The organism is Streptomyces uncialis (genome assembly GCF_036250755.1).
GTDB classification, from domain to species: Bacteria; Actinomycetota; Actinomycetes; order Streptomycetales; family Streptomycetaceae; genus Streptomyces; species Streptomyces uncialis.
On the sequence record NZ_CP109583.1, the window covers coordinates 8,569,203 to 8,583,202 of the forward strand.

At 72.5% G+C, this 14,000-nt stretch carries 10 protein-coding genes; 7 read left to right on the forward strand and 3 right to left on the reverse strand.

All coding sequences use genetic code 11. The features are described 5' to 3' along the window. The first annotated feature begins 14 nt into the window (after positions 1-14). The 5 genes from OG711_RS35985 to OG711_RS36005 are packed head-to-tail and all read left to right on the forward strand — an operon-like array spanning position 15 to position 5,072. Positions 15-1,016, forward strand: a complete 1,002-nt coding sequence (locus tag OG711_RS35985; RefSeq protein ID WP_329562933.1) for an ABC transporter substrate-binding protein — start codon at positions 15-17, stop codon at positions 1,014-1,016. Positions 1,017-1,023: 7 nt separating this feature from the next. After that, the gene (locus OG711_RS35990) at positions 1,024-1,953 is read left to right on the forward strand and encodes a siderophore-interacting protein (RefSeq protein WP_329562935.1); all 930 of its coding nucleotides are present in this window, start codon (positions 1,024-1,026) and stop codon (positions 1,951-1,953) included. Then, positions 1,950-3,023: an iron chelate uptake ABC transporter family permease subunit gene (locus OG711_RS35995; RefSeq protein ID WP_329562937.1), complete on the forward strand. Its 1,074-nt coding sequence runs from the start codon at positions 1,950-1,952 to the stop codon at positions 3,021-3,023. Before OG711_RS35990 ends, OG711_RS35995 begins: the two co-directional genes overlap by 4 nt. Continuing rightward, on the forward strand, positions 3,020-4,183 hold the full coding sequence (locus OG711_RS36000; RefSeq protein ID WP_329562939.1) for a FecCD family ABC transporter permease: 1,164 nt from the start codon (positions 3,020-3,022) through the stop codon (positions 4,181-4,183). Before OG711_RS35995 ends, OG711_RS36000 begins: the two co-directional genes overlap by 4 nt. A 52-nt stretch (positions 4,184-4,235) precedes the next feature. Further along, the gene (locus OG711_RS36005) at positions 4,236-5,072 is read left to right on the forward strand and encodes an ABC transporter ATP-binding protein (protein ID WP_329562941.1); all 837 of its coding nucleotides are present in this window, start codon (positions 4,236-4,238) and stop codon (positions 5,070-5,072) included. Positions 5,073-5,098: 26 nt separating this feature from the next. Here the strand turns inward: OG711_RS36005 and OG711_RS36010 are convergent, their stop codons facing one another. Next, on the reverse strand, positions 5,099-8,443 hold the full coding sequence (locus OG711_RS36010) for an AfsR/SARP family transcriptional regulator (protein WP_329562942.1): 3,345 nt from the start codon (positions 8,441-8,443) through the stop codon (positions 5,099-5,101). A 463-nt stretch (positions 8,444-8,906) separates the two neighbouring features. Here OG711_RS36010 and OG711_RS36015 point away from each other — a divergent pair, with 463 nt between their 5' ends. Then, positions 8,907-10,433, forward strand: coding sequence for an MFS transporter (locus tag OG711_RS36015; RefSeq protein ID WP_329562944.1), 1,527 nt, complete (start codon positions 8,907-8,909; stop codon positions 10,431-10,433). A gap of 247 nt (positions 10,434-10,680) precedes the next feature. Here the strand turns inward: OG711_RS36015 and OG711_RS36020 are convergent, their stop codons facing one another. Together OG711_RS36020 and OG711_RS36025 are read right to left on the reverse strand one after the other, a co-directional pair. Further along, a complete protein-coding gene (locus OG711_RS36020) occupies positions 10,681-11,175 on the reverse strand; it encodes a GyrI-like domain-containing protein (RefSeq protein ID WP_329562946.1) in 495 nt (164 codons plus the stop codon). 219 nt (positions 11,176-11,394) lie between these two features. Then, on the reverse strand, positions 11,395-12,342 hold the full coding sequence (locus tag OG711_RS36025) for a methionyl-tRNA formyltransferase (RefSeq protein WP_073788632.1): 948 nt from the start codon (positions 12,340-12,342) through the stop codon (positions 11,395-11,397). 252 nt (positions 12,343-12,594) lie between these two features. Here OG711_RS36025 and OG711_RS36030 point away from each other — a divergent pair, with 252 nt between their 5' ends. Further along, entirely contained in the window at positions 12,595-13,947 is a 1,353-nt protein-coding gene (locus tag OG711_RS36030) for a lysine N(6)-hydroxylase/L-ornithine N(5)-oxygenase family protein (protein WP_329562948.1), read from the forward strand. Positions 13,948-14,000: the final 53 nt, after the last annotated feature.

Below are 14,000 nucleotides of genomic sequence, written 5' to 3' on the forward strand. Positions count from 1 at the left end.
CCCCGGAGGCGTCGATGCCGGCCGCACCACCACTCGCCAGACCGTCGCTCCGCACCGCGACGGGCCACCCGACCCGGCGCCGCTTCGCGGTCGGCGCGGGCGCCCTCACCCTCGGCGGTCTGCTGGCCGCCTGCGGCGGTGACGACCGGCCCACCGCCACCGGCTCCGGCGCGAAGAACTCCGGCACCGTCGACTTCGCCTACCAGGACTTCCGGGCGAAGCTCCCCGCCGACCCCCAGCGCGTCGTCGCCCTCGACCCGCGTACCGGCATGGAGTTCGCCGTGCTCGCCGGATACCCCGTCGTCGCCGGATACCGGCTGGAGAAGGGCAACCATCTCGCCGAGAGGGTTCCGAAGGGCTACCGCACCCTGGAGGGCAACGAGACCGAGCCCAGCGCCGAGTCCATCCTGGCCCAGGACCCGGATCTGCTGGTCGTCGGCGAGGAATGGTGGCAGTACTACAAGGAGCGCAAGCTCCTCACCCAGGACATCGCCCCCGTCCTCGTCGTCGGCGGCGGCTTCAGCCCTCACTGGCGCCGCCACACCGAGCAGCAGCTCACCCGCCTCGGCCGCGCACCCCGGGCCAAGAAGCAGCTCGACGCCTACGACACCCGGCTGGCCGCCGCCCGCCAGGAGGTCGGACGGCTGCTCAAGGGCCGGAAGATCGCCGTCGCCGGCGCCCAGAAGCCCCAGTTCTGGGCCCAGACCAACAGCTTCTACCTGGCTGTCGCACGGGACCTCGGCATGGAACTCATGTTCTACGACCCCGAGCGTGAGCCGGGGGGCAAGTCCAACAGGTTCTTCGGCCTGGAACGCCTCGACGTGTTCGCCCCGGCCGACCTGATCATCCTCCAGAACCCGGACGACCCCGCCACCAAGGCCAAGACCTGGCAGCAGCTGCCCGCCGTCAGGGCCGGACGCGTCGCGCCCCTCAACTACTACAGCAACGCCGGACTCGCGTTCACCGCCACCGCGCTGCTCGACGAACTCGTCTCCGCCGCGAAACTCCTGGGGTGAGCGGACGATGAAGGACCGGCTGCACCGCGGAACGGTGCTCACGACCACCCATGTCACCCCCGGCATGATCCGGATCGTCCTCGGTGGCGACGGCCTCAGCAGCTTCGAGACCTCCGGTGTCGGCGACGAGTACCTGCGCCTGCACTTCCCCGTCCCCGGCACCGGGGAACTCGTCCTGCCCCGGCCCGAGCTCGACTGGACCTACCCCGAAGGCGTCACCCGCTCACCGTGCGAGCGGTACACCGTCCGGCGGTACGACCCCGCACGCGGCCAGGTCACCTTCGACTTCGTCGTGCACGACGGCGGCGTCGCCAGCTCCTGGGCCAAGGCCGCCCGGCCCGGCGACGAACTGGGTATCGGCAGCCCACGCGGACTGTACGACCCGCCCGCCGACGCGACGCACCTCCTGCTGGCCGCCGACGCGACCGGACTGCCCGCCGTCGGACGCCTCGTGGAACAGCTCCCCGCCACCCTGCGCGCCACCGTGATCGTCGAGATCGCCGACGCCACCCACGAACAGACGATCGCCACCGACGCCGACGCCGAGTTCATCTGGCTGCCCGGCTCCGGCAACGGCGTCGGCCCCAGCCGACTGGAGGAAGCCGTCCGCGCGGTCGCCAGACCCGGCGCCGCCCCCGGCTACGTATGGGTCGCCGGGGAGAGCGCCGCCGTCCGGGGCATCCGCCGCTATCTGCGCCACGAACTCGGCCTGCCCGCCCGCGCCTACAAGGTCATCAGCTACTGGCAGCACGAGTCCGAGCGCTGGGAGGAACGCTGGAACGCGCTCGACCCCGAGGTCCGGCGCAGACTCGACGACGCCTACGACGCCATGCGGGAGCACGCCCTCAAGGGCGCCGACGGCGACGAGGCGAGCATCGAACGGAGCGAGGACATCCTCGACACGGTGGAGGAGACCATGGAGCGAGCCGGGCTGTGACCACCGTGACCGCAGTGACCACCGAGGGCCGCGCCCGCGCGGCCCGTGACATCCCACCGCCCGGCGCCGCGTCCACCAACGCCCGCCGCTCCCTGTGGCTGCTGATCGCGGTGGGCGCCCTGCTCGCCGTGACCCTGCTCAGCCTCGGCGTCGGTTCCAAACACCTGCCGCCCGCCGCCGTGTGGGACGGACTGTTCCACTACACCGGCTCCAACGACCATATGATCATCCGCGATCTGCGGCTGCCCCGCACCCTGCTCGGCCTGCTGGTCGGTATGGCGCTCGGCCTCGCGGGCGCGGTGATCCAGGCGCTCACCCGCAACCCGCTCGCCGACCCCGGCATCCTCGGCGTCAACGCGGGCGCGTCCTTCGCGGCCGTCCTCGCCATCGCCCTGTTCGGACTCACCGATCTGCGCCAGTACATCTGGTTCGCGTTCCTCGGCGCCGTCCTCGCCACCGTCGCCGTCTACGCCATCGGCTCCCGCGGACGCGGCGGCGCCACCCCCGTACGGCTCACCCTGGCCGGGGTCGCGACCGGCGCCGTCCTCAGCGGCATCACCTCCGGCATCACCCTGCTGGACCCCGCGACCTTCGACCGGATGCGGTTCTGGGCGGCGGGCTCCATCGCCGGACAGGACATGGGGACCGTGGCCCGGATCGCGCCGTTCCTCATCGCCGGACTGCTGCTCGCCCTGACCCTGGCCCGGCCGCTCAACGCCGTCGCCCTCGGCAGCGACACGGCCCGCGCCCTCGGTGTGAACATCACCCTGACCCGGACCCTGGCTCTCGTCGCGCTGACCCTGCTCTGCGGCGGAGCGACGGCCGTCGCCGGACCCATCGCGTTCATCGGCCTGATGATCCCCCATGTCGCACGCTGGATCGTCGGCCCCGATCAGCGGTGGATACTCCCCTTCACCCTCGTCCTGGCACCGGTCCTGCTGCTCGTCTCCGACATCGTCGGACGGCTGGTGCTGCGGCCCGGCGAACTCCAGGTCGGCATCGTCACCGCCTTTGTCGGCGTCCCGGTGCTCATCGTGCTGGTGCGACGGCAGAAGGCGAGCGGACTGTGATCACCAGGACCAGGAAACCCCGTACGACCGGACCACGGCCGGACCCCCGCCCGCATCCGCCACGAGCCGCGCCCCACCCCGCCCGCTCCCGGTCCGGCCGTCCCGCCGTCGACTTCGGACGCCCCATCCGGGTGCTGCGCGTACCGGACACCCGGGGCGGACGGCTCTCGCTGCGCCTCGACACCCGCGCCACCGCCATCTGTCTGCTCCTGCTGGCCGCCACCGCCGCCCTCGGCATCCTGACGCTCGGCAGCGGCCAGTACACCGTGCCGCCGGGCGACGTGATCCGCGCACTGCTCGGCGACGCCACGCCCAAGGTCCATATGGTCGTCGTCGAATGGCGGCTGCCCCGGGTCCTGCTCGCCGTCCTGTGCGGGGCCGCGCTCGCCGTCAGCGGCGCCATCTTCCAGTCGCTCACCCGCAATCCGCTCGGCAGCCCCGACGTCATCGGCTTCAACACGGGCGCCTACACCGGCGCGCTGGCCGTCATCATGCTGGCGAACGGCGGCTACTACCAGGTCGCGGCGGGCGCGCTGGCGGGCGGCATCGCCACCGCCGCCCTCGTGTACGCACTCGCCTACCGGCAGGGCGTCCAGGGATTCCGGCTGATCATCGTCGGTATCGGCATCAGCGCGCTGCTGGCGTCCCTCAACACCTGGATGACGATCAAGGCCGACCTGGAGACCGCGATGGCCGCGGCCGTCTGGGGCGCCGGTTCCCTCAACGGACGGAGCTGGGAACAACTCGGCCCGGTCGCACTGGTCCTGGCCGTCCTGCTGCCCGTCGTCCTCCTCCTGGCGGGCCGGATGCGCATGCTGGAGCTGGGCGACGACACGGCCCGCAGCCTCGGACTGCGCACGGAACCCAACCGGCTCGCCCTGGTCGTCACCGGCGTCGCCCTGACCGCCCTGGTCACCGCCGCCGCGGGCCCCATCTCCTTCATCGCACTGGCCGCACCCCAGCTCGCCCGGCGCCTGGTGCGCTCCCCGGGCGTCTCCGTACTGCCCTCCGCCGCGATGGGGGCCGCGCTGCTCGTCGCCGCCGACTGGGTCGCCCAGCGGGCGTTCGCACCGACCCAGCTGCCCGTCGGGGTCGTGACGGTGAGCATCGGCGGCGCCTATCTGATCTGGCTGCTGCTCGGCGAGGCCCGCCGCCAGTGAACCCCCGCCCGCCCCGCCAGGACCCGCCTCCCGCAGATACGGACCCGCACCGATGACCACCCTCCACAAGAACCCGGCCGCAGCAGACCCGACCGCACCCGCCGGTCAACGGCTGCGGGCCGAGGGACTCACCCTCGCCTACGACGCCCGGACCATCTCCGAGAACCTCACCGTCCGGATACCCGACGGCTCCTTCACCGTCATCATCGGCCCCAACGCCTGCGGCAAGTCGACCCTGCTGCGCGCCCTGTCCCGGCTGCTCAAACCCACGGCGGGCCTGGTGCACCTGGACGGACGGGCGATCTCCTCCTACCCCGCCAAGGAGGTGGCGCGGCGGATGGGCCTGCTCCCGCAGACCTCACTGGCACCGGACGGCATCACCGTGGCCGACCTCGTCGCCCGCGGTCGTCACCCCCACCAGAAGCTCCTCCGCCAGTGGTCCGACGCGGACGAGCAGGCCGTACTCGACGCCATGGACTCGACCGGGGTCACCGATCTGTCCGCCCGGCTGGTCGACGAACTCTCCGGCGGCCAGCGCCAGCGCGTATGGGTGGCCATGGTCCTCGCCCAGCAGACACCCCTGCTGCTCCTCGACGAGCCCACGACGTTCCTCGACATCGCGCATCAGATCGAACTGCTCGAACTGTGCCGGGACCTCAACCGGCGCGACGGCCACACCCTCGTCGCCGTGCTCCACGACCTCAACCACGCCTGCCGGTACGCGGACCACATCATCGCCATGCGCGACGGCGAGGTGATCGCCACCGGCGCGCCCGCCGACATCGTCACCGCCGAACTGGTCGAGGACGTCTTCGGACTGCCCTGCCGCATCATCGAGGACCCCGTGTCCCTGACCCCCCTGGTCATCCCACTGGGCCGCGGCAACTGACCCACCGCGCCCGGCCACGGCCCGGGTCACGGGCACGCGTCCGGCGCCTGCGCCCGCGCCCGCGCCTGCAAGTTCGCCTCCGCCTCCGCCTCCCGTACGGCCGAGTCCGGGTCCAGCCGGGTGCCCGCGGTGAACTCCGCCGCGTGGACGCGCTCGTCCAGCACCGTCGCGAGGCGCGCGCCGATACGGTCCACATCGCCCCGCTCGCCCTCCGGCAGCGGAATCCCGACCGCGCGCCGGGCGGCGTCGGCCGCGCCCAGCAGCCGGGCCGCCCGGGACCAGCGGCCCGCCAGCGACAGGGCACCGGCCAGACCCTCCAGCGCGAGGGCGACCGCCCGCGGATCGCCGGTGGCCCGGGCGGCCGCCAGCCCCTCCCGCTGAAGGCGCAGAGCGGTCGGCGCGTCGCCCCGCAGCTCGGCGGTGAAGCCCAGTTCGGCGAGGATCAGCGGGGGCGCGCCCGGCTCGTACCCCATCTGCCGGTGCAGTTCGATCACCCGCTCCATATGCGCCTGCGCGGTGTCGAGTTCGCCGGACCGCCGTGCCCCGAGACCGAGACCGATCTCCGCGTACTGCTCCCCGAACACGTCCGACTGCTCGACGGCCAGCCGCCGGGCACGCTCATGGCATTCCCGGGCCCGGGCCAGCCGCCCGGTCAGCAGGGCGAGCCGCCCGACCCCGGAGAGCTGGAAGACGAACTCGGGCCACAGCTTCAGCTCCTCGGCCATCCGCAGCCCGTCCTGGTAGAGCCGTTCGGCGTGCCCGTAGTCACCGACCGCCTCGGCCAGCTTCGCCAGCGGCACCATGGCCTGGAGCTGACCCCACTGGTCGCCCAGCTCACGGAAGAGCTCAAGGCTCCGCTCGCCGTCACGGCGCAGTGCCGCGAAGTCCCCGCGTGTCTTCGCGTGGAAGGTACGGCTGCCGAGCGCCGCCGCCGTACCCCAGCGGTCGTCCAGCGAACGGAACGTCTCCAGCGCCCGGTCCACCAGCTCCTCGGCGGCCACCGGATCGGCGACGCCGTAGAGCTTGGAGGCGAGGAACCATTCCATCCTGGCGCGCCCGCCCGGGTCGTCGAGCGCGTCGTACGGTTCCAGCGCGGCGCGGTACTCGCCGGCGGGGTCGCCGCCGCCGAGCTGGAGGCGGACACCGCCCAGCAGGGCGCCCGCCGCCGCCACCAGGGCGGCGGGCGCCGCCGGGTCCACGGACAGCGCGAGCGTGAGCGACCGCCGTGCCTCGTGGTTACGGCCCCGCAGATGCCAGTACCACGCCAGCGCGTTCACCAGCCGCAGCGCCCGGACGGCGTCCCCCGCGTGCACGGCGCTCTCCAGCGCGCCCCGCAGATTGGCCTGCTCCGCGTCGAGCCTGCGCAGCCACCGCCGCTGGTCGTGCCCCCGCAGCAGGGGCGCGGCGTGTTCGGCGAGCTCCGTGTAGTACGCGCGGTGACGGGCCCGCGTCTCCTCGGCCTCACCGCTCTCCCCGAGGCGTTCGGAGCCGTACGCGGCCACCGACTCCAGGAGCCGGTAGCGCGGCCCGTCGGCGGTGTCGGTCATCACCACCAGCGAACAGTCCACCAGCCGGGCCAGGAGATCGAGGACGTCCGAGGGGGCGATCCCGTCACCGGCGCAGAGTTCCTCGGCCGCGGTCAGCGCGCAGCCGTCCGCGTGCGCGGCGAGCCTGCGCAGCACCACGCGCTCCGGCCCGTCGAGCAGCTCCCAGCTCCAGTCGATCACCGCGCGCAACGTCCGCTGACGGGCCGGAGCGCCACGGGCACCCGCGGCCAGCAGCCGGAAGCGGTCGTCCAGCCGGGCGGCGAGCTCCCGCACCCCCAGCGCGCGGACCCGGGTCGCGGCCATCTCCAGGGCCAGCGGAATCCCGTCCAGCCGACGGCAGACGGCGACGACCGCGTCCACCGTGGTCGCGTCCAGGACGAAACGGGGCGCCGAGGCACCGGCCCGCGCCACGAACAACTCCACCGCGCCGAACCGTCGTACGGCGTCGGGGTCGAGGTCCGCCGCCGGTCCGGGCAGCTGGAGCGGAGGCACCTCCAGAAGATGCTCACCGGCCACACCCAAAGGGCGCTGCGTGGTCGCCAGGATGCGCAGTCCGGGCGCCGCGACGAGCAGTTGTTCCGCCAGCTCGGCGACCTCGTGGACCACATGCTCGCAGTTGTCGAACACCAGCAACGCCGGTGCCCGGCCCAGCGCGCGGACGAGCCGGTCGACGGTCGAGAACGGCGCGGCGGTACGGCCGTGACCCGTCGGGGCGTCGTCACGCATGCCCAGGGCCGCCGCGACCACGTCGTACACCCCGGTCGCCGACGCGATGACCCGCTCACCGCCGGACCGGGACGGTTCGAGCGCGGCGAACTCCGCGAGCCGGACCCCGCCGGGGAACCCGTCCGCGAGCTGGGCGGCCGTCGCGAGCGCGAGCCGGGTCTTGCCGACCCCGCCCGCGCCGGTCAGTGTCACCAGCCGGTTGACGGCCAGCAGCGAGCGCAGTTCGCGCAGCGCGTCGGCCCGGCCGACGAGTCCGGTGAGCTCGGCCGGCACGTTCGTCGGCGGACCGGCCGATACGGCGGCAGGGGAGAGCGTGGCGGGGGAGACGGCCGTAGGGGAGACGGCCGCGGTCAGTGAAGGGTCCTGGGTGAGGATCGCCTGGTGGAGCGCCGCCAGTTCGGGGCCCGGCTCCACCCCGAGTCCGTCGGCGAGCCGCGCGCGCAGCTCGGCGTAGCCGCTGAGCGCCGCGCTCTGCCGTCCGGCCAGATACAGCGCCCGGAGCTGGACGGTGCGCAGCCGCTCCCGCAGCGGATGCTCGGCGACGAGATCGCCCAGCCCGTCCGCGACCAAGCCGTGTTCGCCCAGTTCGAGCCGGGTCTCGGCCTGCTCCTCCAGCGCGGTGAGCCGCTGCTCGTCCAGCCGCTGCCGGGCGGCCCGGGTGAACTCCTCGTCGGCGAGGTCGGCGAAGGCCGGACCCCGCCACAGCGCCAGCGCGTCGGCCAGCAGTCCGGCACGCACCCGTGGGTCGCCCGCCGCGCGTGCCTGGGCGGTCAGCCGGTCGAAGCGGTCCGCGTCCACCGTGTCGGGCGCGGTGCGCAGTTGATAGCCCGGCGGGCGGGAGACCACCAGGTCCCGGCCGCCGGGTTCGGCGTCCTCCAGGGTGCGGCGCAGCTGCCAGACCTTGTTCTGGAGCGCGGCCGCCGGATTGCCCGGCCGCCCGGCACCCCACAGATCCTCGATCAGCCGGTCGGCGGAGACCGGCCGGTCCCGCCGCACCAGCAGATTCGCCAGCAGGGCCCGGACCTTGAGCTCCGGCACCCTGACGGGCTGTCCGTCCGCGGTCCGTACGCCCAGCGGGCCGAGCACTTCGAAGTACATGTGATCACGCTAACCCGGTGCCGGGATGGGCAACAGCGCGGCCGGGGCCGCGGCCCGGCGGGGGAGAGCCCGGGTGCGGTCCGGGCGGTGTTCAGGAGCGGTTCGGGCGAGTCCCGGCAAGGGCCGGGGGTGTCCGGGGGCGCACCGGGCGAGCGCCGGGCGAGGGCTGGGTGTGACGTCCGAGAGCGGTCCGGGCGAGGGCCGGGAGGGGGCCGGGAGAGGGCCGAGAGAGGACCGGGAGAAGTCCGGGAGCGGTCACGTCCATGGTGGTGGCCGAGGAATGAGGAGTGGACGAGGAGAGCGGTGACGGCCGCGCTCCTCCCGCCCCGGCGAGACCCCGAGTGGCCCGGCACCGTCCGTGATCCGTCCCGGACAACACCGTCCGCCCGTACCGGCGTCACCCGCTCACCCCTCCCGGCACCACCCGCGCACCCGCGCGTCCGCGCATCACGGAAGGATTCCCATGTCATCCATCGCCCCTACCGCCGCACCACCGAAGGCCGGGGCCCGGGAATGGACCGGGCTCGCCGTACTGGCCCTGCCCACGCTGCTCGTCTCCCTCGACCAGAGCGTGCTGTTCCTCGCGCTGCCGCACCTCGCCGAGTCCTTGCGGCCCAGCGGTGTGCAGACCCTGTGGATCATGGACATCTACGGGTTCCTGATGGCCGGCTTCCTGGTCACCATGGGCACGCTCGGTGACCGGGTGGGCCGCCGCAAGCTGCTGATGCTGGGCGGGGTCGCGGTCATCGCCACATCCTTGCTCGCGGCCTACTCCGACAGCCCCGAGATGCTCATCCTCAGCCGCGCCCTGCTCGGTGTCGCCGCTGCGTCGCTGATGCCCTCGACCCTGGCGCTGATCAGCAATATGTTCCAGGACCCGCAGGAGCGGGGCCGGGCCATCGCGATGTGGGCCAGCTGCTTCATGGCGGGCACCGCGCTCGGCCCGGTGGTCGGCGGACTGCTGCTGGAGCACTACTGGTGGGGCTCGGTGTTCGTCCTCGGTGTGCCGGTCATGCTCGTCATGCTGGTCGCCGCCCCGTTCCTGCTCCCCGAGTACCGGGCCCCCCGCACCGGCAAGCTGGACCTGGTCAGCGTGGTGCTGTCGCTGGCCGCGATCCTGCCGGTCGTCTACGGCCTCAAGGAGATGGCCAAGGAGGGACCGGGGACCCTGCCGGTCGCGCTGATCGTCGCCGGTCTCGCCGTCGGAGCCGTGTTCGTGTCCCGCCAGCGCAGGCTCGACGACCCCGTGCTGGACGTCCGGCTGTTCCGCAACCCCGCCTTCACCGCGTCCCTGGCGCTCACGACCCTGCTGATGGTCGGGGTGTCCGGCAGCTATCTGTTCATCACCGGCTTCCTCCAGATGGTCGAAGGGCTCGGCCCGGTGGAAGCCGGTCTGTGGATGGTGCCGTCGGCGATCGCGTCCATCGTCTCCGCGATGCTGGCGCCCGGACTCGCCCGGCGGTTCTCGGTGCCCGGTGTCATCGCGGGCGGGCTGCTCCTCGCGATGGGCGGCTACGCGGTCATGGTGTTCGTCGATCCGGTCGGCGGGCTGCCGCTGCTGATGACCGGATTCGTGGTCTGCTTCTTCGGCACCGGCCCCATCGGCGCGCTCGGCACCAATCTGGTGGTCAGCTCCGCCCCGCCGGAGAAGGGCGGCTCGGCCGCCTCCCTCCAGGAGACCAGCAGCCATCTCGGGGTGGCGCTGGGCATCGCTTCGCTCGGCAGCCTCGGTTCCCTGGTCTACCGCGACCGGATCACCGTCCCGGACGGCGTCCCCGCCGAGGCGGCCGACTCCATACGCACCGGCCTCGAAGGCGCCCTGACGGTGGCTCCGACGCTGCCCGACGCACTCGGCGCGGAGGTCCTGACCGCCGCCCGGGACGCCTACACCGGTGGGCTCAACGTGATCGCCGTCGTCTGCGCCGTCTTCACCGCGGGCACCGCCGTGATCGCGATGACCGCGCTGCGCCGGGTGGGCGCTCCGAGGTAGACGACGCCGCGGACGCCCCTCGCGGCGAGCGGGTGGGCGACCGCGAACCCGGGTGAGCGGCGGGCGGGGGAGGGTCGGTACGGCCGGGTCGGCCGACGGACCGTCCCCCGCCCGGCTCCGCGCGTACGGGGGCGAACCGGCGCGAGCGAGTGCGCGCTTGCCGCCTCCCCATGGGCCGCTCGGCCCGCCGCTCAGCCCGCCCTCGGCCGGCTCAGCCGGTCACCGCCACCGGTCAGCCCGCCACCGGTCAGCCCGTGACCGGCCAGTTCAGCTCGGTCCGCAGATCACGCGGGTCCATGTCCGGGGAGGGCTCGGTGACGTAGGTCTCCCACCGGTCCTCCGCGACGGTCAGTCCCCGCGCCCGCGTCCAGTCGTGCAGCCGTTCCCAGGAGGCGCCGAGGCCGTCGAACGCCCCGATATGGGTCAGCCGTGCGACCCGGCCACCGGGCAGCGAGCCCGCCACGACCACCGCCTCGGGCCGCACCGCCCGGTCCGTGGGGAAGCCGACCTCCAGGTCCAGGGTCTCCCCGGGCGTCCCGTGGTAGAGCCCGAAGGCGGGGCCCAGCACGGTGATCCGCTGTTCCGCGAGGGTCCGGGCCAGGGCGCCGAAGGACGTGTCGAAGAAGTCCGGCACACCTGCCATCGGTACGACCCCATGGACCACCGCTGTCGTCGCCGGTTCCAGATCCACGAGCTCGGGCTCCGGGGTGCCGGTCCCGCTCTCGAATCCACGACTGTTCATACCGCTCCCATCCAAGGTCCGATGCTGCTCGGACCTGTAGACCCACCGCGTGCCGAGAACTCATCGCGCCACCTTCGGTGAGCCCGGGGCCCTGAGCCCGGAGTCTCCGGGCGTCCGGTGCTTTTGACGGGAGCATCCTCGCAGCGGGACCGGGAGGCGGCGGGGACCGCCGCGCGTGGGTGACCGCGCCGCCGACGGGGCGGGCCGGACCGGCTGCCGTCAGGGGCGGCCGGTGAGATAGCCGCCCATGGAGGTGAAGTACTCGGTCGCGGGCAGCTCGCGGCCGTCCTCGGTCCGTACCCGGGTGAGGGCCAGACCGTGGTTGCGGCCGGTGCGGGCGTCGGCGCCCGCGACGATCACCACTCCCTCGCCCTCGCGGTAGAAGACCCGGCCGGGGGTGCCCCCGTAGCGGCCCTCCGACACGACCGCGGACACGACCTCCAGGCGTTTGCCCTTGTGGAAGGTGAACGCGCTCGGGTACGGCGCGGACTGGGCGCGGACCAGACGGTCCAGGACATCGGCGGGCCAGCTCCAGTCGATACGGATGTCCTCCTCGGCCCGCTTGTGGAAGAAGCTGGCCTGGGAGCGGTCCTGCTTGGTGAACCCGGTCCGCCCGGAGGCGATCAGGGCCAGGGCGCCGACCGTGACCGGGGCGATGAGATCGACGGTCTTGTGGAACAGGTCCGTCGCGGTGTCCCTGGGCCCTACCGTCACGGCGCGCTGGTCGACGATGTCGCCCGCGTCCAGCACCTCGTCCATCATGTGGGCGGTGACACCGACCTCCCGCTCGCCGTTGATCAGTGCCCAGATCAGCGGGGAGAAGCCCGCGTACTTCGGCAGGAGCGAGTCGTGGATGTTCAGCGTGCCGTGCCGCGGGAGGGAGTAGATCCTCGGCGGTATCCAGGTCCGCCAGTTGTTGGCCACGATGATGTCCGGGTCGGCCTCCTTGAGCCGCTGCAACAGCTCCTCGTCGTCCGGCCTGTTGCGGATGACGACCGGGACGCCGTGCTCGGTGGCCAGATCGGCGACCGAGTCGCTCCAGATCTTCTCGTAGGCGTGCTCGCTCGCCGGATGCGTCACCACCAGCACCACGTCGTGCTCGGAGTCCAGAAGGGCTCGCAGGGTGCGGTGGCCCCAGGTCTGGTAACCGAACATGACGACCCGCATGGGGTTCCTCCTCGGGAGAGCGAATGACCGCGCCAAGTAAAGCAAGGCTTACCTAACGGTGCAACGGCCCCTGATTCCGGGCGTGTTCGATGCCGTGATCCTTCGCATACCCGGCCCGGGCCGTCGACAGGCCGGTCCAAGTAAGGTTAGCGTTACCTAAATTCGGCTGCCCGGTGTCAATGGCGGGCCCGGCGGCCCGTGTTCCTTTCAGCCCCGTCCGACAGGCGGCTGTCCCGTACGAATGGGAGCGACATGTCACAGGTTCTTCCTGGCGACACACCTCTGATACACGACCTCATAGGTATCGGCTTCGGGCCGTCCAATGTGGCGATGGCGATCGCGCTCCGCGAGCACAACGAGCGCGTCGGGAGACAGGAAGCCGTCACCGCTCACTTCTTCGAGCGTCAGCCGAGCTTCGGCTGGCACCGCGGCATGCTGATCGACGACGCCACGATGCAGGTGTCCTTCCTCAAGGACCTGGTCACGCTCCGCAACCCGTCCAGCGAGTACACCTTCTTACGCTATCTCCAGAGCAAGGACCGGCTGGTCGACTTCGTCAACCACAAGAACTTCTTCCCGCTCCGCGTCGAGTTCCACGACTATCTGGAGTGGGCCGCCGCGAAGGTCGACGACATGGTCTCCTACGGCCATGAGGTCGTCGCCGTCGAACCCGTCGTGCGCGACGGTGTGGTGGAGTACCTCGATGTGACGGCCCGCGCGGGGTCCGAGACGGTGGTCCACCGGGCCCGAAACCTCGTCATCGGCACGGGTCTGCGCCCGCTGATGCCGGAGGGTGTCGAGCGGACCGACCGCGTCTGGCACACCTCCGAACTGCTCACGAGACTCGACGGTCTGGACGGTACCCGCCCCGCCCGCTTCGTCGTCGTCGGCGCGGGCCAGAGCGCCGCGGAGAACGTGGCCCATCTGCACCGCCGCTTCCCCGAGGCCGAGGTCTGCGCGGTGTTCTCGCGCTACGGCTACAGCCCCGCCGACGACAGCGCGTTCGCCAACCGCATCTTCGACCCCGCCGCGGTCGACGAGTACTTCACCGCCCCCGACGACGTCAAGCGCAAGCTGATGGACTATCACGGCAACACCAACTACTCCGTGGTCGACATCGATCTGATCGACGACCTGTACCGCCAGGCGTACCAGGAGAAGGTGCTCGGCACCGAGCGGCTGAGATTCCTCAACATCTCGCGGCTCACCGGTGTCGAGGAGGTCGGTGACAAGGTCCGCGCCACCGTCAGGTCCCTGGTCACCGGCGAGGACACCACGCTGGACGCCGATGTCGTCGTCTACGCCACCGGCTACAGCCCGGTCGACCCCCTCGCCCTGCTGGGCGAGGTCGCGGACCGCTGCCGCCTCGACGACCGGGGCCGGGTACGGGTGGAGCGTGACTACCGGCTCGCCACCGATCCCGGGCTGCGGTGCGGGATCTACGTCCAGGGCGGCACCGAGCACACCCACGGCATCACCTCGTCCCTGCTCTCCAACACCGCGATCCGGGTCGGCGAGATCCTGGACTCGATCCTCGACCGCGGTCCGGAGCCCGTCCGGGACGAACCCCGTCCGGTCGCCGACGGCATCGGCTCGGTCCGCTGAGGACTCCCCGCCCCCGCATCGCCCCGGAGCTGTCCACCGCCATGTCCCCAAGG

Excerpts from the sequence above, each read along its gene's own strand:
- OG711_RS35990 (WP_329562935.1), top strand. The coding sequence starts at position 1,024 with ATGAAGGACCGGCTGCACCGCGGAACGGTGCTCACGACCACCCATGTC.
- OG711_RS36025 (WP_073788632.1), bottom strand. The coding sequence starts at position 12,342 with ATGCGGGTCGTCATGTTCGGTTACCAGACCTGGGGCCACCGCACCCTG.
- OG711_RS36030 (WP_329562948.1), top strand. The coding sequence starts at position 12,595 with ATGTCACAGGTTCTTCCTGGCGACACACCTCTGATACACGACCTCATA.
- OG711_RS36005 (WP_329562941.1), top strand. The coding sequence starts at position 4,236 with ATGACCACCCTCCACAAGAACCCGGCCGCAGCAGACCCGACCGCACCC.
- OG711_RS36010 (WP_329562942.1), bottom strand. The coding sequence starts at position 8,443 with ATGTACTTCGAAGTGCTCGGCCCGCTGGGCGTACGGACCGCGGACGGA.
- OG711_RS36015 (WP_329562944.1), top strand. The coding sequence starts at position 8,907 with ATGTCATCCATCGCCCCTACCGCCGCACCACCGAAGGCCGGGGCCCGG.
- OG711_RS36020 (WP_329562946.1), bottom strand. The coding sequence starts at position 11,175 with ATGAACAGTCGTGGATTCGAGAGCGGGACCGGCACCCCGGAGCCCGAG.
- OG711_RS35985 (WP_329562933.1), top strand. The coding sequence starts at position 15 with ATGCCGGCCGCACCACCACTCGCCAGACCGTCGCTCCGCACCGCGACG.